We start from the raw sequence: 17,107 nt of genomic DNA on the forward strand, positions 1-17,107 counted from the left end.
CCCGCCCGCCCCCCCCGGGGCGCCCCCGCCCCCGCCCCCCCCCCCCCCCCCCCCCGCCGGGGGGGCGCCGGCCGGCGCCCCCCCCCCCCCCCCCCCCCCCGCCCGGCGCCCTGCCCTACGGCTTGGGCAGGGCGCAGCCGCTCGCGTACAGGTCGAGCTTGTTGTCGATCCCGAAGCAGGCGGGGATCCGGTAGGTCTGCTGGGCGTAGTTGATGCCCTTGCGGACGGTCACGGTGCCGTTCGCGTCGACCTCGCACGGGTTGTTCACCGTGCAGCGCTCACCCGACTCGTTGCCGGTGTTGTTGACGGCGACGACCTGGTTGGTGGCCTGGTCGACGACGGGCGAGCCGGAGGTGCCGCCGATGGTGGTGCAGGCGGAGGTGTAGCGGACCGAGTCCTTCCAGCTCCAGTCGCCCTCCTTGAGGGTGGGCACGAACCCGTCGATGGAGCAGCTGTAGATCCGCTTCCAGTAGCCCGAGGGGATCGAGATGGCGGTGCCGGCGACCGGGTGACTGTCGCTCAGCGTCAGCGGGTTGATGTTGTACGCGCTCTTGATCTGCGCGTACGTGGTGGTGAGCTGGTACAGCGCGACGTCCGTGTCGGTCATCGTGCCGTAGGCGAGCTTGGCGGCGCGCAGGGTGGCCACGCGGGAGCCGGAGGCGTTCAGCAGGCTGAAGGTGCGGCTGGACGCCTTGTCGACGAGGACCTCGCCGGGCCCGGGGAAACCTGACTCCAGACAGTGGCCGTTGGTCATCACGAGCGCCGGGTCGTCGCTCGCGGAGTCGGGCATGCGCACGACCGAGCCGGAGCAGTTGCTGAGCGCGACGGTGCCGGCGAAGTTCACCGCCTTCACCGACGGGTTGAGCCCGGCCAGCGTCTGCTCCACGGACGCGACCACGCCCGACACGGCGGACGTGGCCGGGCCCGCGTCCGCGGCCTTGCCGACGCCCGTGGGGGCGGCGTCGGCGGCGGTCGCGGGAGCCGCGCCGGCCCCGGCTATCGCCAGGGCGAGGAACGCGGCGGCGAGAGGTTTTCTCATGGGGGGTCCCCTCTTGCGACGGAGGCGGCCGGAGAATCTCCGGCCGCCCGCACTGTTGTCATGTGCATTGTGATCGCGACAAGGGGTGTCGCACAAGAACCTGTTCCACGACCGGAGCCCCGGCTTCCCGCCCGACCGTATGCAACGTCCCCATGCGGCGGGCCAGTTGAGGTGATCCACACCCACCCGGATTCCTGACCGCGGTCCCGCACGGCGGCGGCCGTCCGTCCCGGCCCGGCGACCCCGGCACGACCCCTCCCCGGCCCGGCGGCGTCGCCCGGACCCGGGCCGGGCGAGGACCGCGTCCCCGCCGACGCCGCCCCGCGAACACTCCCCGCCAGCCGCCTATTTGGGCCCCTTCGTGCCGCCGGGACCGTGGCCGGGCTTCCCGTCCGAGCGCCCCGGGGGCGTCGTGGCGGCCGGGGCGGACGTCGTCGGGGCATCGGCCGTGGGGCTGCTTGCCGAGGGCTCCGGCGTGTCCGCACCGCCGGACGACGGGGTGGCGCTCACCGGCGCGGAGGGGGCGGCGGACTCGGCGCCGGCGGTGCGGCCACCGCTCGCCGCTCCGGCGTCGAGCGGTGCGCCGGGGCTCGACGCGCGCACACCGTCCGGGGGTGACGCCGTCGGCACCTCCCCCGCCGTCGAAGCCGTGCGACCGCCCTCGCCGCTCCGCGTTCCGCCGGACGGCCCGCCGGAGGGCCCGCCGGAGAAGGAGAACCCGGCGATCAGCGCGGCAGCGGAGACGGCACCGACGGCCCCGGCCGCCATCGCCACCCGGCGCGTGCGCCACGCGGGGGGCTTGCGCCGGGAGCGGTGACCCCCGCCGGACCGGGCCGGCGCGGGCACCGCCGGAAGCTCGCGGGCGTCACCGGCACCACCCGCGCGGTCCCGGCCAGCCGCGCGGTCTCGGCCGTCCACGGCGGCTGCGGTGGCCGAGATGTCCCCGGCGTCCGCACCGTCCCCGACGGCCGTACCGTCCGCGGCGGGCGTGCCCTCGTAGACGTCCTGCCATCCGTGGGCCGCGGCCGGGTCGGCGTACGCGTCGTACTCCGGGGGCGGGGCGCCCTGCGGCACGTAGACGTTCGGCACCCCCTGGGGCCCGCCGTCCGTCGCTCCGTCGGCGTACTCGAATGGCTTGAACATGGCGGCGCATTCTAGGGACCAGAGGTGCTGGTGGGACAGCCGACGGCGATATGCGCACAAACCGCCGCGTCTCACGTGGCGGAAAACACGACCCGTGACGCGTTACCGGGCCGTAAGCTCCCAGACATGCAGGTGATCCAGTCGACCAAGCTCGCCAACGTCTGTTACGAGATCCGGGGCCCGGTGCTCGAGGAGGCGATGCGGCTGGAAGCGGCCGGTCACCGGATCCTCAAGCTGAACACCGGCAACCCGGCGGCGTTCGGCTTCGAGTGCCCGCCCGAGATCCTGGAGGACATCCTCCGCAACGTCTCCTCGGCACACGGCTACGGGGACGCCAAGGGTCTGCTGGCCGCCCGCCGCGCGGTCGTCATGCACAACCAGACCCTCGGCATCGAGACGGACGTCGAGCACGTCTTCATCGGCAACGGCGTCTCCGAGCTGATCGTGATGGCGATGCAGGGCCTGCTCGACGACGGCGACGAGGTCCTGGTCCCGGCCCCCGACTACCCGCTGTGGACGGCCGCCGTCTCCCTCTCCGGCGGCACGGCCGTCCACTACCGCTGCGACGAGCAGTCCGACTGGATGCCGGACCTGGCCGACGTCGAACGCAAGGTCACCGACCGCACCAAGGCGATCGTGATCATCAACCCGAACAACCCCACGGGCGCCGTCTACGACGAGGCGATGATCAAGGGCCTGACCGACATCGCCCGCCGCCACAACCTGCTGGTCTGCTCCGACGAGATCTACGACAAGATCCTCTACGACGACGCCGTGCACACCCCGACCGCCAAGGTCGCGCCCGACCTGCTCACGCTCACCTTCAACGGCATGTCGAAGGCGTACCGGGTGGCCGGCTACCGCGTGGGCTGGATGTCGATCTCCGGACCGCGCGCGCACGCCGACTCCTACATCGAGGGCCTGACGATCCTGGCGAACATGCGCCTGTGCGCGAACATGCCGGGACAGCACGGGGTGATCGCCGCGCTCAGCGGCCGCCAGACGATCAACGACCTGGTCCTGCCGGGCGGGCGGCTGCGCGAGCAGCGGGACGTGGCCTACGAGCTGCTGACCCAGATCCCGGGCGTGACGTGCGTGAAGCCGAAGGGGGCGCTGTATCTCTTCCCGCGCCTCGACCCCAAGGTCTTCAAAATCAAGGACGACCGGCGGATGGTCCTGGACCTGCTCCGGCGCGAGAAGATCATGGTCGTCCAGGGCACCGGCTTCAACTGGCCGGAGCCGGACCACTTCCGGGTGGTGACCCTGCCGACGGTCGGCGACCTGCGCGACGCGGTGGGCCGGATCGGTCACTTCCTGGACGGCTACAGCCAGCACTGACCAGGACACCCCGCTCACGTTACGTATGCGTCCGGTCCGATTTTGTGAACAACTCAACTTTAGACGAAATCTAAGCTAGGATGGTTTCCTGTAAGCACTCAGGAGGCCTCCCCATGTACGAACCGATCCGCACCAAGTCGGTCCACAGCACGCCGGACGGCCCCAACCCGGACTTCCCCCACCGTTCCCGCGAGGAAGAGCTGGACATCCAGCTCGCGGGCCATCTCGCCGCCCTGCTCGCCGTCACGGACGAGCTGCGCGCGCTGGAGGGCTCAGCCGACCTGGACGCGGCGGCGGAGCGGCTGGCGGAGCAGGTGGGCCGGCTGAGGGGCGGATCCGCCCCGGCCCGGGTGACCGGCACACGGCGCGAGCGGAGCGCCGCCGCCCTGCACCGGCGGGCACACGCCCTGGCGGGCCGGGCGCTGGTCGTCGCCGCCTCCCGCGCCGACACGGCGGCCGCGATCCTGGCGGCCGAGCGGATGGACGCGCACACGGCGGCCCTGGAGCCCCGCGAACTCGCGTCCCGCTGAGCCCACTCCCGGGCTCCCCTGGACGGCCCCGGTCCGCGCGCACCCGCAGCGACGCGCGGACCGGGCGCCACTGACCCCTCCGTGAGGGCCACTGGGTACCCACACCCGGTGGCCCTCACGCCTGCGGCGAGGCACCCCGCCAGCCGCCTCCAGCCGTCGGCCCCGCCCTGGCGGAAGACCACGCGGCCGCGGCCGTCCGCCTCCTCGTCAACGGCCCGGAAACTCCGAGTGGACGAATTCGAGTTCGATCTGGTTCCACCACACCGCACTGGGCCTGGCCTCCACGACGACGAACGGCGTGGACACCGGATTCATCCGCGAACCGGCGGGCACCTTGAACTCCATGACGACTGGGGGGAAGTCCTGCTACTACCTCACCGACGCCACGGGCAACGTCCTCGGCCTCACCGACGACACGGGCAAGCGCACGCACACCTACGCCTACGGCCCCACGGGCCTGCCCCGCGGCACCACCACAGAGGCAGCCCCCCAGCCCGACCGCAACGCGGGCACGTATCTGGACCCCACGGGCCTGTACAAGACGGGCCACCGCTACTACGACCCCTCCCTCGGCCGCTTCACCCAACCGGACCCGTCGGGGCAGGAGACGAACCCCTACCTGTACGCCGGTGGCGACTTCATCCACTTCACCGATCCGGCCGGGCTTGGATTCTTGGACGCTGTCAGCAGGGTCGGCAAGAAGTCCATAGCGACCGCCGCCGGTGGAGGCGTAACCGAGCTCCGACCAGCTGACACCAGCAAGTGTGAGCGGCGACAGCAGGATCGGGCGGTGGCCTCAGCTCCGAGTCATTTCTGGCAACACTGGCCATCTCGCATGTCGCGGGATCTTCACGGGTTGACCGGCAGTTCATGGTTTTGCGGTGATCGCAAGGAGTCGTAAATGGAATATTCGCCAGAATTGGCAGCCGGCGGTAAGTACTCACCTATCGAAAACGGGCAGGATGCGCTCATATTCCTCATCACCTTCGCCGTCATCATCGTTGCGTTGTACGTCCTCATGAAGGTTCGACGCGGCAAGTAGGGAGCGCAGTCGCGCTCGGCACGGAGCTAGGCATAATCGGTACAGTAGCCAACACCGTGGGTACACGCCATTGACCAAGAATTCAATCCTCGCCATTCTCGTTTGGACCGGGATCATACTGGGAGTCACCGGAATCGTCCTGACCATCATCGATTGACTTTGAGTTCGCCAAGAGCTGTCCCGCAATGCTCGGTCGGGTACACGCGGGGCGGGGGGTCTGCTGCCAGCGGAGGCGAAGGACGAGGGCGAGCGGACCCGCCTATGCTTCCGCCATGCAGCAGCCTCGATCCATGGCGATGACCGACGGTGACCTGGTTGCGGCGTTCCCACATCAGCTTGCCGATGACGTTCGCGCGGTCCTGGCGGTCATGCCGGAGGCCCGGCTCGCACCTGCGTCGCCGTTCTCGGTGTACGTGGGCGATGAAGCCGTCGCCCTTCCGTATCGGATCTATCAGGATGAGCTGCCTGTCGACGTGGTGTGCTCGCTGACGGCGGCACAGCAGGCGATCCTGCACTGCCTGTACTCACGGCACTGCGACGGGCTGGTCCGCCAGCGTCACCTGGAACACATCACCACTTCCGACGAGCCGTGGCTGGTGCCGTTCGTGGTGCAGTTGGCCGGCGAGTACGTTGTGGAGATCTTGGAGTCCATCCGACACGGCCTTTCCGACCTGGCCTCCAAGCGGTCCACCCAGCGACTGGCGTACGGGGACTTCATCGCACGGAATCCGGGGTTCTTCGCGCGGACCGAGCACCGGGTGGTGAGTTACTGGGCTTGCTATCACCGGGGGAAGTTCCCCGATTTCGGCACATACCCGGGTGGCCATCTGCTGGAGCTGCTGCGGGCCGCCGCGATCGACCGCACGGGAAGGCCATGGCCCCGGCACACGCCCGCCGGACCAACGGCGCGGACCCGTCCGTGAGATGAACACCGTCGCCGTCACCCGGCGAGTGCGAGGCTGGGCAGTCGGGCGACGCCGAGCACCGCATGGTGGACGCAGTCGCCTTCAGCCGACAGTCGCGAGAGATCTTCCATGCCTTCATGCGGGCGAGGACGTGCTCGATACGGGCCCGGACCTGCTCGTGGCACCGTCGACGATGAGCACCGTATCCCTGCGGAACCGCTTCCTGGCTTGCACCGGGCCGTAGCCGGTCGGCTGGGGCTCGGGTCCGCTCGAAGCACCCCTCGCGGTCAGCGCGGCCCCGTCGGGCGGGCGCCTCGCAGGAACTGTGTCACCGCGGTGTCCACGAGTTGTTCGAGCCGTCCGGGCTCGATCATGCCGCTGTTGAGCATGGACGTGATCCCCAGGACGGTGGCGTAGATGATGAGTCCGATGTCCTCCGGATCGCCCTCCTCCAACTCGCCGCGCGCCTGGCCCTCTTCGATCAAGTCGCCGATCTGGCCGAACGCGGCTGCGGCGGCCTCGGCGACCGCGGTCGCCCCCGGGCGGTGCTTGCTGGAGTTCATCAGCCCGGTCAGCGCGGCGTTCTCGGTCGCGAACCGGACGTAGGCCGAGGCGAACGCGTGCAGGCGAGCAGACAGGTCGTCCTCGCCATCGATCGCGTCCACGGCGGCCCGCAGCTCCGCGCCCAGGCGGACGAAGCCCGACTCGGCGAGGGCGTCGAGCAGCGCGCGGCGGTCCGTGAAGTGCCGGCGGAACGCCGCGTGACTCACGCCGATGTCCCGCGCCAGGTCCCGCACCGAGAGCTGATCGACCCCGTGCGCCCTCAGGCTGCGCTCCGCCGCGTCGAGGAACTCCATGCGGAGATTCCCGTGGTGGTAGGGCCGCTGGTCGGTGGTGTCAGGCATGGGGATCAGCCTACTCAGCGCAATGTTTCCATTGACAACAATGTTTCCAGTGGATACTCTCTCGCGGCGTGCCCAGAAGCGCCCCCGCCCGTGAAAGGCCCACCCCTGTGCTCCGTCCTTGGAAAGACCCGCGGAAAGATGCGCGGAATGACCCGCCGAAGAACCCTCGAACGGTGGACGAACTCGTCGTCGTCTCCGGCTCCTCGACGGGCATCGGAGCCGCGACGGCGCAGGCCCTCGCCGGAATGGGCTACCACGTCCTCGCCGGGGTCCGCACCGAAAGCGAGGCGGACGCCGTCCGGGCCGACGGCATCGAACCGGTCACCTTGGACATCACGGTCCCGGAACACATCGAGGCCTTGGCCCGGCGGATCGCCGACGACCCGGAACGGCGCCTGCTGCGAGTCCTGGTCAACAATGCGGGGATCGAGATCAACGCCCCCGTCGAGGTGCTCCCTCTCGCCCTGTGGCGCGAGCAGTTCGAGGTGAACCTCTTCGGGCACATCTCCGTCATCCAGAAGCTCCTGCCTTTCCTGCGGCGGAGCCGGGGCAGGATCGTCAACATCAGTTCCGTGGGCGGGGTGGCCGCGCTGCCCGTCTTCGGGGCGTACGCGGGAACCAAGTTCGCCCTCGAAGCGGCCAGCGACTCCCTGCGCCGCGAGGTCTCGGCGCACGGTGTGCAGGTCGTCGTCGTCCAGCCCGGCGGCGTCCGGACCGAGATGGCCGCCCGCAGCGGTGACATCTCCCTCGAACTCGCCGCTGGGATGAGCGCCGAGCACCAGCGTCTCTACGGCGGCCTGATCAAGGCGACGGTGTCGTCCAACGCGGCCTTCCTGGAGCGCGCCGTACCGGCGGCGAAAGCGGGGGCCAAAATCGCCAGGGTGGCGACCACGCCCCGTCCGCGCGCCCGGTACACCCTCGGCACGGACGCCGCCTTCGTCATCCCCCTCGCCCGTCACCTGCCGTCCCGGCTGATGGACGGCATCCTCGCGATGAGCCACCGGTCCCGGAACCCGGAACCCGCGCCCGCACCCGAGTCCGCAGGGAGTCCTTCATGACCGCGCTCGCCGACCGCATCGAACTGATCGAGCTGATGGGCCGCTACGCCGACATCGCCGACCTCAAGGACTTCACCCGCCTCCCCTTCCTTGTCCACACGGACTCAGTGACGCTCGACTTCTCCTCGGTCATCGGCCTGCCGCCCATGACCGTGCCGCTCGACGAGTACGTCCAGGTGCTGGGACAAGCCTTCGCCCCCTTCTCCGCCATCCACCACGCCATCACCGGCCACGTCATCGAGATCGACGGCGACCGCGCGACCCTCCATGCGCACGTCCGCGCCGAACACTGGGTGCCGGCGGAGCGGGCAGGCGGCGGGCCGGACCGATGGCTGGTCATCGGCTTCTACGACAACGAGGCCATCCGGACACCGCAGGGCTGGCGCCTCAGCAGCGTCAAGCTCACCGCCACGCACCAGGAGAACGCCCACCTGCCAGGGCCTGCCTCCGTCATATGAGCCGGCCGGCCCGGCCCGCGCCAGCACGGCCAACTCCGAACGCAGCGAGCTGGGTTGGGCCTGGTGCCGCCACACCGCGCTCGGCCCGCGTCCACGACGACGTACGGCGTGGACACCGGATTCATCCGCGAACCGGCGGGCACCTGAAACTTCAAGACGACGGGGGGAAGTCCTATTACTACCTCACCGACGCCACGGGCAACGTCCTCGGCCGCTTCACTCAACCCGACCCGTCGGGCAACAACACCGGAAAAGTGAGGGAAGGTCATGACACGCGAAGACAAGAGTGAGAGCACGCTGATAGTGATCCTGCTTTCGATCACTGGGTTCTCATTCCTGGCATGGCTGGCAACGCTGACCATCTCGCACGTGAATGAGTCGGGAGACATGAACGGTATGGTGAATGGCACCGGTGCGTTGTTCGGTCTCACTCTTGCGGTGACTCTCACTGTCCTGGCTTCGGACCGGAAATCGCACAGACGTAAGTCCGGATTCTAGACTACGGTGAATGCAGTCAGCAGGAAGGCAGCCACGGTTCTCGCCATCGCGCTTCTGGCGGGTCTGGCCTTCACGGTTTCAGCTTGGACAAGCTGCAGCATTGCCCGCATGCTGATCATCGAGGGTGTATCCCTTTTGATCGTCAGCAGCCTGGTCTGGTTGGTGGGGCGACGCCGAACGTGAGGGAACACGGCGTGGCCTCGGCGGAGTCGCCCACGAATTCGGAAGGGGCGTTGAGATAGGAGGGAGGGACACGTCGATGGACGATGCCGTCAGGGCAGTTCGAATCTTCTCGGCGATCATGTTAATCGGCGGAATATGTGCGTGCATTACTGGAACACTCACTGGCGACACCGTGCCGATCGCGCTCGGAGTGATCGCAGCGGCATGCGGAATGATTCTGATGGTTCTCGCCTTCCTGGCCCATCGAAAGACCCGCTCCTGACAGGGTGCTCTGACATTCGTTTCGAGACGGCGGGGCGCGAGCACTACCGCAGGTACGAACGAGACGTGGACGGACTGCAGGCGACGCACCAAGCAGGGTTCGCGATTTGGAAAAGTAACACTCCTTACGCTGGGCGTTCTGGGGATCGTCGGCATCGGAATGCTCATGTATGCCATGCAGGACCGAACGCGATGGAGACGGAATGGTTAGGACCCTTGTCACTGCCTTGATCCTCGGAGGAGTTCTCGGTGTCATCACCGTACTGGTCAAGAGCCGTCGTAATCGTTAGAGGGGTGGCGGCACGCTGCTTGGGTGGGCACCCAGACTTCCTTGAGTCAGGGGAGGGCACAGTGAACGGTCAGGTTTGAATCACAGCAGTGAGACCGTCTGAACCACGTGGAGCGTGCCTCATGCGGAACTGGTTCCCTGGTCGCCCCCTGAGATGGCTCATGGTGGGTTACGCAGCAGTGATGACCACCCTGCTTCTCCTGGCCTTCGCCTTGGGCGAGGAAAGAACGGCCATGCTCTGCCTGGTGGGGGCGGCTCCTGGCATAGCGGCCTGCGTCTACGTTGCTCGTGGGCGCCGGAGGAGTCACTCCTGACCGCCGGATTCGTCGGCGAACCGGCGGGCACGTTGAACTCCGAGACGACTGGGGGAAAGGCCCGTTACTTCGCTGTGCCGGAAGGGGACGTTGCACCATGAGCGACAGAATCAGGATGAGCATCTTCCTGTCCGTGGTCGCGGTCGTCACCGTGCTCGCCCTGCTGCAAGGCCTCGCGACGGAGGGAACACAGAGGGTCCTCCTCCTCACCCTGGCAGCTCTGGGCGTGGCGTCGCTCCTCATGTGGACGATCGGGGTCCGCCGCAAGGCCAGGAGAAACAGCTGATGCCCATCAGCCAGGCCAAGAAGCTGACGTTGTTCGTGGTGATCGGCGCCGCCTTCGGACTGTTCTGCATCGTCCTGGGCACCAGCGAACAGAACCCTGTGCTCATGGGTACCGGAACACTTGCCCTTCTCGGCGGGCTGGCGTTGCCCCTTATGGCCACGGCCCGCCGGAGAACGAGGAGGTGAGCGCACTGTCCCGTGCTGCCTCATTCGCCGTTGCTGCCCTGTGCGCTGCCGCGTGCGTCCTGTGCCTATTGACGCCAGGATCGGACAGCGGCCCTTTCCCCCTCGTTGCGGTCCTCTCCGGTTCGATGGCCGTCATCTGCCTGGTGCAGGGCCTCCGCACACGCCGGTGACGGGCGACTTGAGGGACGTGACGAAGGACGTCCAGGCCGGGGCCGTGATGGTGAGGACCGGGCCGTGAGGGACCTTGGAGTCCCGGACGGGGACGACGGCGGTGTGGGCGTCGCACACCTCGACGCAGTCGCCGCCGTCACCGTTGCTGTACGTGCTTTTGCGCCAGCAAGCTGCGCCGGGGAAGGCCTCGGCTACCTCGACGCAGTTGCCGCCGTCGCCGTTGCTGTACGTGCTCTTGCGCCAGACCGCTGTGCTCAAGTCACGTGCGCTGTTTACCATTTCGGTCATCCTCAGCCGCTTGCTCGATCAGGGCCAGGGACGCCTCAGGGGGCAGTGCGGCGGCCCTGAGCCGATCGTATGCCTTGCGGTACTGCTTCACGAGAGCCGGATCGTCGATGGTGTCCCCGCTGTACTGCGACTCCAGGTAGACCAGCGGTGGGGCGTCCGTGAAGGCCATGACCTTCGCCATGCCCATCATGAGCGGATGCGCCCCGCAGTTCCACGGAAGGATCTGGGGAACGATCCGGCGGCGTCGCGCGAGTTCCGCGACGCGCTCCCACTGTTCGGCGCTCCGCTCCGGCGGCAGGATCGGCTGACGCAGCAGCGACTCGGGCAGGATGACCCAGTACTCCGGGGTCTTGTGGTCGTCCTCGAACAGCCGGGCCCGCGCCAGCCTGGCGGTCACCTTCTCCTCCACCTCCTCGTCCGGAGCCAGAGGGTGGGCGGAGCGGGTGACCGCCCGCGCATACGCCTCCGTCTGCAACAACCCCGGCACCAGCGTCGGGCACCACTCCTCGATGGTCTCGGCGTGCTGCTCCGCCTCCAGCACCCGCTCGAAGTAGCTCGCATGCCCCCGCCGCTTCGCCCGCCGCACGTCCTCGCACCGCCGCCGGAAGAAACCATCCGTGCCGAGCACCCGGTCCACGTGCTCGGCGAGTTCCGCCGGCATCCGGCGTGTGCCCCGCTCGATCTCGCTGAGGTGGCTCGGGCCGTAGAAGCTGCCCTCGACGAGTTGCTGGAGGGTCAGGCCCGCCTCCTCCCGCTTCCAGCGCAACTCACTGCCGTAGAAGGTCGGGACGCCCGTCGAACCGTCGATGTCCTTGCGCTGACCCATCGTTCACCGTCCTTGGTGTGCCGTTACCGCGCGCTACCCCACCCGGCACCGGGTCCGCGCGGATCAGGCGCGGGATGCCGGGAGGCTGTCACGGTACGGCGGTCGGCGGCACAGTGTGAGGAGTTCGTCACTCAGCGCACTGGAAGGTGTGAACCCTCATGCACAGCCCTGCCGAAGCGGAAGCCGATGCCTGCGTCGAGGACCTGCGTGTCGCGCTCGCCGCGCACGGCATCACCCTGCCGTCCCTCGGAGTCGACCTTCCGTCCTTCGCCTCCCGCTGCCCCACCCGGCCGCTGATCGCGCTCGGCCACTGCAATCTCCTCACCGCCAAGGCCCTGGCCGCCGCCCTGCGCAAGGGTGCGGTGTGATGCGGCCGGTGGTGACGCTCGAACTGCTCGCGACCCCCGCCGAGGTGTCCGCCGTGCGGCGGGCCCTGCGACCGCTCGGCATCGACGTGCAGCTCTGCGCGAGCGAGCTGGTCACGAACGTCATCCGGCATGTCGGGGAGGGTGCGCCCGTGACGGTACGGGTGTGGGAGGAGGAGGGCGGACGCGTCCGGGTCGGGGTGACCGATCCCGATCCCCGGGCCCTGCCCGTCCTGGTCGCGGCGGCCGGGGCCGAGGCGGAGTCCGGCCGCGGGCTGGCGCTGCTCGACGCGCTGGCCCTGCGGTGGGGTGTGGAACAGGGGGCCGGCCGCAAGACGGTGTGGTGCGAGCTGCTCGTCCCCGTTGCGGAAACGCCCGAGCGCCCCGGCCGACGCGGGGCGTCGGCCGGGGCGCTCGGTCCTTCATCGGCACGTTCGTGAGCCCGCGGAGCGGGCCGCGCCGAAGCGGGCGGGAGTGGGCCTGTCGCCGCCGGGTTCCGTCGGGGCGGACGGAGGGCGGTGACGGGCCCGGTGACCCCGCACGCCGTTGTGCGGGCCCCGCCAGTCGGTCCCGCGGCCGGCCGTGACGATGTTGCTGGTCAGGGCACTGTCGGTTCCAGCCGGCCGCGGAGTTCGGGGGGTGGGTTCAGCCCAGGCGCTCCACCAGGGCGCGGTACTCGTCCCACAGCTCCTTCGGCGTGTGGTCGCCGAAGGTGTTGAGGTGCTCGGGAACCAGGGCGGCCTCCTCGCGCCACACGTCCTTGTCGACCGTGAGCAGGAACTCCAGGTCGGACTCGGCCAGGTCCAGGCCGTTCGTGTCGAGGGCCTCCTTGGTCGGCAGGATGCCGATGGGGGTCTCGACGCCCTCGGCCTTGCCCTCCAGGCGCTCCACGATCCACTTCAGGACGCGGGAGTTCTCGCCGAAGCCGGGCCAGACGAACTTGCCCTCGTCGTCCTTGCGGAACCAGTTGACGTAGTAGATCTTCGGCAGCTTGGACTGGTCCTTGTCCTTGGCCACGTCGATCCAGTGGGCCATGTAGTCGCCCATGTTGTAGCCGCAGAAGGGCAGCATGGCGAAGGGGTCGCGGCGCAGCTCGCCGACCTTGCCCTCGGCGGCGGCGGTCTTCTCGGAGGCCACGTTGGCGCCGAGGAAGACGCCGTGGTTCCAGTCGAAGGACTCGGTCACCAGGGGGACGGCGGTGGCGCGGCGGCCGCCGAAGAGGATCGCCGAGATCGGCACGCCCTTGGGGTCCTCCCACTCGGGCGCGATGATCGGGCACTGCGAGGCCGGGACGGTGAAGCGGGCGTTGGGGTGGGCGGCCGGGGTGCCGGACTCGGGGGTCCAGTCGTTGCCCTTCCAGTCCGTGAGGTGGGCCGGAAGCTCCTCGGTCATGCCCTCCCACCACACGTCGTTGTCGTCGGTGAGGGCGACGTTGGTGAAGACGGCGTTGCCCCACAGCGTCTTCATCGCGTTGGCGTTGGTGTGCTCGCCCGTGCCGGGCGCGACGCCGAAGAAGCCGGCCTCGGGGTTGATGGCGTACAGGCGGCCGTCCTCGCCGAAGCGCATCCAGGCGATGTCGTCGCCGATGGTCTCGACCGTCCAGCCGGGGATGGTCGGCTCCAGCATGGCGAGGTTGGTCTTGCCGCAGGCGCTCGGGAAGGCCGCGGCGACGTACTTGGCCTCGCCGCGCGGCGGGGTCAGCTTCAGCACGAGCATGTGCTCGGCGAGCCAGCCCTCGTCCCGGGCCATGACGGAGGCGATGCGCAGGGCGTAGCACTTCTTGCCGAGCAGGGCGTTGCCGCCGTAGCCGGAGCCGTAGGACCAGATCTCGCGGTCCTCGGGGAAGTGGGAGATGTACTTGGTCTGGTTGCAGGGCCAGGGGACGTCCTCCTGGCCGGGCTCCAGCGGGGCGCCCAGGGTGTGCACGGCCTTGACGAAGAAGCCGTCGGAGCCGAGTTCGTCGAGGACGGCCTGGCCCATGCGCGTCATCGTGCGCATGGAGACGGCGACGTAGGCCGAGTCGGTGATCTCGACGCCGAGCGCGGACAGCGGCGAGCCGAGCGGGCCCATGCAGAAGGGCACGACGTACATGGTCCGGCCGCGCATGGAGCCGCGGAACAGGCCGCCCTGGCCGCCGGAGCCCTGGAAGATCTCCCGCATCTCGGCGGGGGCCTTCCAGTGGTTGGTCGGGCCCGCGTCCTCCTCCTTCTCGGAGCAGATGAAGGTCCGGTCCTCGACGCGCGCGACGTCGGTGGGGTCGGAGGCGGCGTAGTAGGAGTGGGGGCGCTTGATCGGGTCGAGTTTGCGGAAGGTGCCCTTCTGGACGAGCTCCTCGCACAGTCGCTCGTACTCGGCCTCGGACCCGTCACACCAGACCACGTTGTCCGGCTGCGTCAGTTCTGCGATCTCGTCGACCCACGAGATCAGCCCCTGATGACTGGTGGGGACGGTGGGAGCCGCGATGTCGCGCGCCACGATTGCTCCTAAATGAGGGATTTTTTTGATGTGGAGGCCCCGTGGGGGCTGCGACCCGGATGCTTCACGGTGTGGCTTGGGCGCTCATCCGGTGCCGACCGCACTCATTTGATCATCCGACGGAAGCGCCCATCTGTCCAGAGGAGCGCACAGGTGAGCAACGTGAGGATCGCCACGGTTTCTCGCGGGCGCTTTGCGTGCACGTTGCGTTCACCAGACCGTCCGTTTGCGTCACCATGGTTCGGCCGGAGTGAGAGGATGGCCACTCTTGGTCGCCCAAGCAGGGCGACTGATACGTCACTTACGGTTGCGTAGCTACCATCGGGTCATGACTGCGTTCGTCCCCGACGCGCCCTCGGACTCGCCGGCCGGCGGCAGTGGTCCGCAGGCGCTTGACCTGCCGCATCCCGTGAAGCCCAGGCTCCGCGGGTGGCTGCACCTCGGCATGTTCCCCGCCGCCCTCGTCGCGGGTCTGGTGCTGACCGCCTTCGCGGACACGACCAGAGGACGGATCGCCTGTGGCATCTTCGCGCTGACGGCCTGCCTGCTGTTCGGCGTGAGCGCGCTCTACCACCGGGGCAACTGGAGCCCCCGTATGGACGGCGTGCTGCGCCGCCTGGACCACGCCAACATCTTCCTGATCATCGCGGGCACCTACACGCCGCTGGCCATGCTGCTCCTGCCCGGTGCCAAGGGCGAGTGGCTGCTGTGGGGCATCTGGGCCGCCGCTGCGGCCGGCATCCTCTTCCGCGTCTTCTGGGTCGGCGCCCCGCGCTGGCTGTACACGCCGTGCTACATCGCGATGGGCTGGGCGGCCGTCTTCTACCTGCCGGACTTCATGCGCGCCGGCGGCGTGGCCGTCCTCGTCCTGATCGTCATCGGCGGTGTGCTCTACAGCGTGGGCGGTGTCATCTACGGGCTCAAGCGGCCGAACCCGTCACCGCGCTGGTTCGGCTTCCACGAGGTGTTCCACTCCTTCACCCTGGCGGCCTTCATCGCGCACTACGTGGGGATCTCACTGGTGGCCTACCAGCACGGGTAGCCGCTCCCCCGCCCCGTCCGGCCACGGCTTTCGAGCCGTGGCCTGCTTCGTCGGGCCGGCCCCCCGGCCATCGCCCGGGCCGAGGCCGATGGCCGACAATGACCTTCATGACGGCCGCGCGCACCACCTCCGCCGACCGCCCCCAGCCGGGGCTCCGGGAGCGGAAGAAGATCAAGACCCGCCAGGCGATCCGCGCCGCGACCTTCGCGCTGATCGAGGAGCAGGGCTACGACGCCACGACGGTCGAGCAGATCGCCGCGCGCGCCGAGGTGTCGCCGTCGACGGTCCTGCGGTACTTCCCCGCCAAGGAGGACATCGTCGTCACCGACGAGTGGGCCCCGGTCATGCCGGCCGAGCTGCGGGGCCGGCCGGAGGACGAGTCGTGGGCCGCCGTCCTGCGGCACGTCGTGCACACCGCCCTGGACCTGAGCCTCGCCGAGGAACCCGAGGTGCTGCGGCTGCGGACCCGGCTCGGGGTGGAGGTCCCGGCCGTCCGCGCCCGGATGATGGAGCGCACGGCCACGACCGGCCGTCTGCTGCGCGAGGCCCTCGCCGAGCGCTCCGGCCTCGACCCCGACGGCCTGGAGCTCCGGGTCTTCGCCATGTCCGTCATGGGCGGCCTGCTGGAGGCCTCCCACTACTGGGCCGAGACCGGCCACCGCGAGGACATCCGGGTCCTCGTCGACCGCGCCCTGGACGTCCTGGAGCACGGCCTGCCCGCGGGAAAACCCTGAGGCCGAGGCCGCTCACCGTGGCATCCTGACCGGGTGAACGGTCCCGAGATCCACGTCGAGTTCGCCCCCGAGCTGCATGTCTTCGTCCCCCGGGCCCGGCGGGACGGCACCGTGCGGGCCGCCACCGACGGCGTCTCCAGCCTCGGCCATGTCATCGAGTCGCTGGGCGTGCCGCTGACCGAGGTGGGCGCGCTGGTCGTGGACGGCCGCGAGGCGGCCGCCTCGCACGTCCCGGTGGCCGGTGAGACGGTGACGGTACGGACCGTCGCCCGGCCGCAGCGGGTGCCCGGGGCCCCGCTCCGCTTCCTCCTCGACGTCCACCTCGGCACGCTGGCCCGCCGGCTGCGCCTGCTGGGCGTGGACACGGCGTACGAGTCGACCGACATCGGCGACCCGGCCCTGGCCGCGCGGTCGGCGGCCGAGCGGCGGGTCATGCTCAGCCGCGACCGGGGGCTGCTGCGGCGCCGGGAGCTGTGGGCGGGCGCGTTCGTCTACAGCACCCGCCCCGAGGAGCAACTGCGGGACGTGCTGGACCGCTTCCGGCCCGAGCTGCGGCCCTGGACGCGCTGCACCGCCTGCAACGGGCCGCTGCGCGAGGCGACCAAGGACGAGGTCGCCGACCAGCTCAAGCACGGCACGCACGCCACGTACGACGTGTTCGCGCAGTGCACTGCGTGCGGCCGGGCGTACTGGCGGGGCGCGCACCACGAGCAGCTGGAGGCCATCGTGCGGGAGGCCGTCGCACTGTGCTCCGAGCGCCGTTGAGGGTGCG

The 17,107-nt window shown here is 69.5% G+C and carries 21 protein-coding genes and 1 pseudogene; 15 read left to right on the top strand and 7 right to left on the bottom strand.

The annotated features are described in order from the left end of the window. Positions 1 to 115: 115 nt before the first annotated feature. Both ACIGAN_RS30290 and ACIGAN_RS30295 read right to left on the bottom strand, forming a co-directional pair. A complete protein-coding gene (locus tag ACIGAN_RS30290; protein ID WP_399862334.1) occupies positions 116 to 1,039 on the bottom strand; it encodes a serine protease in 924 nt (307 codons plus the stop codon). A 345-nt stretch (positions 1,040 to 1,384) separates the two neighbouring features. Next, the gene (locus ACIGAN_RS30295) at positions 1,385 to 2,182 is read right to left on the bottom strand and encodes a hypothetical protein (RefSeq protein ID WP_399862336.1); all 798 of its coding nucleotides are present in this window, start codon (positions 2,180 to 2,182) and stop codon (positions 1,385 to 1,387) included. A 126-nt stretch (positions 2,183 to 2,308) separates the two neighbouring features. Between ACIGAN_RS30295 and ACIGAN_RS30300 the strand changes: the two genes are divergently transcribed. The 5 genes from ACIGAN_RS30300 (at position 2,309) to ACIGAN_RS30320 (ending at position 6,015) form a co-directional block, all read left to right on the top strand. After that, positions 2,309 to 3,520 (top strand): pyridoxal phosphate-dependent aminotransferase, encoded by a 1,212-nt coding sequence (locus ACIGAN_RS30300; RefSeq protein ID WP_399862338.1) that lies wholly within the window; start codon positions 2,309 to 2,311, stop codon positions 3,518 to 3,520. 113 nt (positions 3,521 to 3,633) lie between these two features. Then, positions 3,634 to 4,050 carry an SCO4983 family protein gene (locus ACIGAN_RS30305; RefSeq protein ID WP_365087183.1) on the top strand — a complete coding sequence of 139 codons (417 nt, stop codon included), beginning with the start codon at positions 3,634 to 3,636 and terminating at the stop codon, positions 4,048 to 4,050. Positions 4,051 to 4,348: 298 nt separating this feature from the next. Continuing rightward, on the top strand, positions 4,349 to 4,951 hold the full coding sequence (locus tag ACIGAN_RS30310) for an RHS repeat-associated core domain-containing protein (protein WP_399862340.1): 603 nt from the start codon (positions 4,349 to 4,351) through the stop codon (positions 4,949 to 4,951). Beyond that, positions 4,952 to 5,092, top strand: a complete 141-nt coding sequence (locus ACIGAN_RS30315) for a hypothetical protein (RefSeq protein WP_399862342.1) — start codon at positions 4,952 to 4,954, stop codon at positions 5,090 to 5,092. A gap of 290 nt (positions 5,093 to 5,382) precedes the next feature. Continuing rightward, complete coding sequence (locus ACIGAN_RS30320; RefSeq protein WP_399862344.1) at positions 5,383 to 6,015, top strand: hypothetical protein; 633 nt, start codon at positions 5,383 to 5,385, stop codon at positions 6,013 to 6,015. 17 nt (positions 6,016 to 6,032) lie between these two features. Here the strand turns inward: ACIGAN_RS30320 and ACIGAN_RS30325 are convergent. Continuing rightward, positions 6,033 to 6,184, bottom strand: a pseudogene (locus ACIGAN_RS30325) (IS5/IS1182 family transposase); the annotation flags it as partial. A 100-nt stretch (positions 6,185 to 6,284) separates the two neighbouring features. Further along, entirely contained in the window at positions 6,285 to 6,902 is a 618-nt protein-coding gene (locus ACIGAN_RS30330) for a TetR/AcrR family transcriptional regulator (protein WP_399862346.1), read from the bottom strand. A gap of 173 nt (positions 6,903 to 7,075) precedes the next feature. Between ACIGAN_RS30330 and ACIGAN_RS30335 the strand changes: the two genes are divergently transcribed. The 5 genes from ACIGAN_RS30335 (at position 7,076) to ACIGAN_RS30355 (ending at position 10,434) form a co-directional block, all read left to right on the top strand. Further along, complete coding sequence (locus ACIGAN_RS30335) at positions 7,076 to 7,960, top strand: SDR family NAD(P)-dependent oxidoreductase (protein ID WP_399862348.1); 885 nt, start codon at positions 7,076 to 7,078, stop codon at positions 7,958 to 7,960. Then, the gene (locus ACIGAN_RS30340) at positions 7,957 to 8,418 is read left to right on the top strand and encodes a nuclear transport factor 2 family protein (RefSeq protein WP_399862350.1); all 462 of its coding nucleotides are present in this window, start codon (positions 7,957 to 7,959) and stop codon (positions 8,416 to 8,418) included. The genes ACIGAN_RS30335 and ACIGAN_RS30340 overlap by 4 nt, the downstream gene beginning before the upstream one ends. Positions 8,419 to 9,175: 757 nt before the next feature. Next, positions 9,176 to 9,361 (top strand): hypothetical protein, encoded by a 186-nt coding sequence (locus tag ACIGAN_RS30345; RefSeq protein ID WP_399862352.1) that lies wholly within the window; start codon positions 9,176 to 9,178, stop codon positions 9,359 to 9,361. Between the two features lie 699 nt (positions 9,362 to 10,060). Beyond that, the gene (locus ACIGAN_RS30350; protein ID WP_351357069.1) at positions 10,061 to 10,249 is read left to right on the top strand and encodes a hypothetical protein; all 189 of its coding nucleotides are present in this window, start codon (positions 10,061 to 10,063) and stop codon (positions 10,247 to 10,249) included. Continuing rightward, complete coding sequence (locus ACIGAN_RS30355) at positions 10,249 to 10,434, top strand: hypothetical protein (protein WP_399862354.1); 186 nt, start codon at positions 10,249 to 10,251, stop codon at positions 10,432 to 10,434. Before ACIGAN_RS30350 ends, ACIGAN_RS30355 begins: the two co-directional genes overlap by 1 nt. A gap of 132 nt (positions 10,435 to 10,566) precedes the next feature. Here ACIGAN_RS30355 and ACIGAN_RS30360 read toward each other — a convergent pair whose 3' ends face one another. Together ACIGAN_RS30360 and ACIGAN_RS30365 are read right to left on the bottom strand one after the other, a co-directional pair. After that, positions 10,567 to 10,884 carry a DUF397 domain-containing protein gene (locus ACIGAN_RS30360; RefSeq protein ID WP_399862356.1) on the bottom strand — a complete coding sequence of 106 codons (318 nt, stop codon included), beginning with the start codon at positions 10,882 to 10,884 and terminating at the stop codon, positions 10,567 to 10,569. Then, entirely contained in the window at positions 10,865 to 11,719 is an 855-nt protein-coding gene (locus ACIGAN_RS30365) for a helix-turn-helix transcriptional regulator (protein ID WP_399862358.1), read from the bottom strand. Before ACIGAN_RS30365 ends, ACIGAN_RS30360 begins: the two co-directional genes overlap by 20 nt. Before the next feature lie 158 nt (positions 11,720 to 11,877). Here ACIGAN_RS30365 and ACIGAN_RS30370 point away from each other — a divergent pair, with 158 nt between their 5' ends. Both ACIGAN_RS30370 and ACIGAN_RS30375 read left to right on the top strand, forming a co-directional pair. Continuing rightward, the gene (locus tag ACIGAN_RS30370; protein WP_365740141.1) at positions 11,878 to 12,087 is read left to right on the top strand and encodes a hypothetical protein; all 210 of its coding nucleotides are present in this window, start codon (positions 11,878 to 11,880) and stop codon (positions 12,085 to 12,087) included. Next, positions 12,087 to 12,524, top strand: a complete 438-nt coding sequence (locus ACIGAN_RS30375) for an ATP-binding protein (RefSeq protein ID WP_399862360.1) — start codon at positions 12,087 to 12,089, stop codon at positions 12,522 to 12,524. Before ACIGAN_RS30370 ends, ACIGAN_RS30375 begins: the two co-directional genes overlap by 1 nt. Before the next feature lie 205 nt (positions 12,525 to 12,729). Here ACIGAN_RS30375 and ACIGAN_RS30380 read toward each other — a convergent pair whose 3' ends face one another. Next, complete coding sequence (locus ACIGAN_RS30380) at positions 12,730 to 14,559, bottom strand: phosphoenolpyruvate carboxykinase (GTP) (protein WP_399862362.1); 1,830 nt, start codon at positions 14,557 to 14,559, stop codon at positions 12,730 to 12,732. A 328-nt stretch (positions 14,560 to 14,887) separates the two neighbouring features. Between ACIGAN_RS30380 and ACIGAN_RS30385 the strand changes: the two genes are divergently transcribed. The 3 genes from ACIGAN_RS30385 (at position 14,888) to ACIGAN_RS30395 (ending at position 17,100) form a co-directional block, all read left to right on the top strand. Continuing rightward, positions 14,888 to 15,601 carry a PAQR family membrane homeostasis protein TrhA gene (locus ACIGAN_RS30385; RefSeq protein ID WP_365087200.1) on the top strand — a complete coding sequence of 238 codons (714 nt, stop codon included), beginning with the start codon at positions 14,888 to 14,890 and terminating at the stop codon, positions 15,599 to 15,601. A gap of 107 nt (positions 15,602 to 15,708) precedes the next feature. Then, entirely contained in the window at positions 15,709 to 16,335 is a 627-nt protein-coding gene (locus ACIGAN_RS30390) for a TetR/AcrR family transcriptional regulator (RefSeq protein ID WP_399862364.1), read from the top strand. Between the two features lie 33 nt (positions 16,336 to 16,368). Continuing rightward, positions 16,369 to 17,100, top strand: coding sequence for a Mut7-C RNAse domain-containing protein (locus ACIGAN_RS30395; RefSeq protein WP_365087204.1), 732 nt, complete (start codon positions 16,369 to 16,371; stop codon positions 17,098 to 17,100). Positions 17,101 to 17,107: the final 7 nt, after the last annotated feature.

The sequence above is a fragment of the Streptomyces sp. NPDC085931 genome (genome assembly GCF_044540565.1).
GTDB lineage: Bacteria > Actinomycetota > Actinomycetes > Streptomycetales > Streptomycetaceae > Streptomyces.

What these genes read in the sequence shown, in the direction of transcription:
- ACIGAN_RS30305 (WP_365087183.1), top strand. Translation starts at nt 3,634, where the DNA reads ATGTACGAACCGATCCGCACCAAGTCGGTCCACAGCACGCCGGACGGC.
- ACIGAN_RS30390 (WP_399862364.1), top strand. Translation starts at nt 15,709, where the DNA reads ATGACGGCCGCGCGCACCACCTCCGCCGACCGCCCCCAGCCGGGGCTC.
- ACIGAN_RS30370 (WP_365740141.1), top strand. Translation starts at nt 11,878, where the DNA reads ATGCACAGCCCTGCCGAAGCGGAAGCCGATGCCTGCGTCGAGGACCTG.
- ACIGAN_RS30330 (WP_399862346.1), bottom strand. Translation starts at nt 6,902, where the DNA reads ATGCCTGACACCACCGACCAGCGGCCCTACCACCACGGGAATCTCCGC.
- ACIGAN_RS30365 (WP_399862358.1), bottom strand. Translation starts at nt 11,719, where the DNA reads ATGGGTCAGCGCAAGGACATCGACGGTTCGACGGGCGTCCCGACCTTC.
- ACIGAN_RS30320 (WP_399862344.1), top strand. Translation starts at nt 5,383, where the DNA reads ATGGCGATGACCGACGGTGACCTGGTTGCGGCGTTCCCACATCAGCTT.
- ACIGAN_RS30290 (WP_399862334.1), bottom strand. Translation starts at nt 1,039, where the DNA reads ATGAGAAAACCTCTCGCCGCCGCGTTCCTCGCCCTGGCGATAGCCGGG.
- ACIGAN_RS30355 (WP_399862354.1), top strand. Translation starts at nt 10,249, where the DNA reads ATGCCCATCAGCCAGGCCAAGAAGCTGACGTTGTTCGTGGTGATCGGC.
- ACIGAN_RS30345 (WP_399862352.1), top strand. Translation starts at nt 9,176, where the DNA reads ATGGACGATGCCGTCAGGGCAGTTCGAATCTTCTCGGCGATCATGTTA.
- ACIGAN_RS30295 (WP_399862336.1), bottom strand. Translation starts at nt 2,182, where the DNA reads ATGTTCAAGCCATTCGAGTACGCCGACGGAGCGACGGACGGCGGGCCC.
- ACIGAN_RS30300 (WP_399862338.1), top strand. Translation starts at nt 2,309, where the DNA reads ATGCAGGTGATCCAGTCGACCAAGCTCGCCAACGTCTGTTACGAGATC.
- ACIGAN_RS30340 (WP_399862350.1), top strand. Translation starts at nt 7,957, where the DNA reads ATGACCGCGCTCGCCGACCGCATCGAACTGATCGAGCTGATGGGCCGC.
- ACIGAN_RS30350 (WP_351357069.1), top strand. Translation starts at nt 10,061, where the DNA reads ATGAGCGACAGAATCAGGATGAGCATCTTCCTGTCCGTGGTCGCGGTC.
- ACIGAN_RS30375 (WP_399862360.1), top strand. Translation starts at nt 12,087, where the DNA reads ATGCGGCCGGTGGTGACGCTCGAACTGCTCGCGACCCCCGCCGAGGTG.
- ACIGAN_RS30360 (WP_399862356.1), bottom strand. Translation starts at nt 10,884, where the DNA reads ATGGTAAACAGCGCACGTGACTTGAGCACAGCGGTCTGGCGCAAGAGC.
- ACIGAN_RS30385 (WP_365087200.1), top strand. Translation starts at nt 14,888, where the DNA reads ATGACTGCGTTCGTCCCCGACGCGCCCTCGGACTCGCCGGCCGGCGGC.
- ACIGAN_RS30315 (WP_399862342.1), top strand. Translation starts at nt 4,952, where the DNA reads ATGGAATATTCGCCAGAATTGGCAGCCGGCGGTAAGTACTCACCTATC.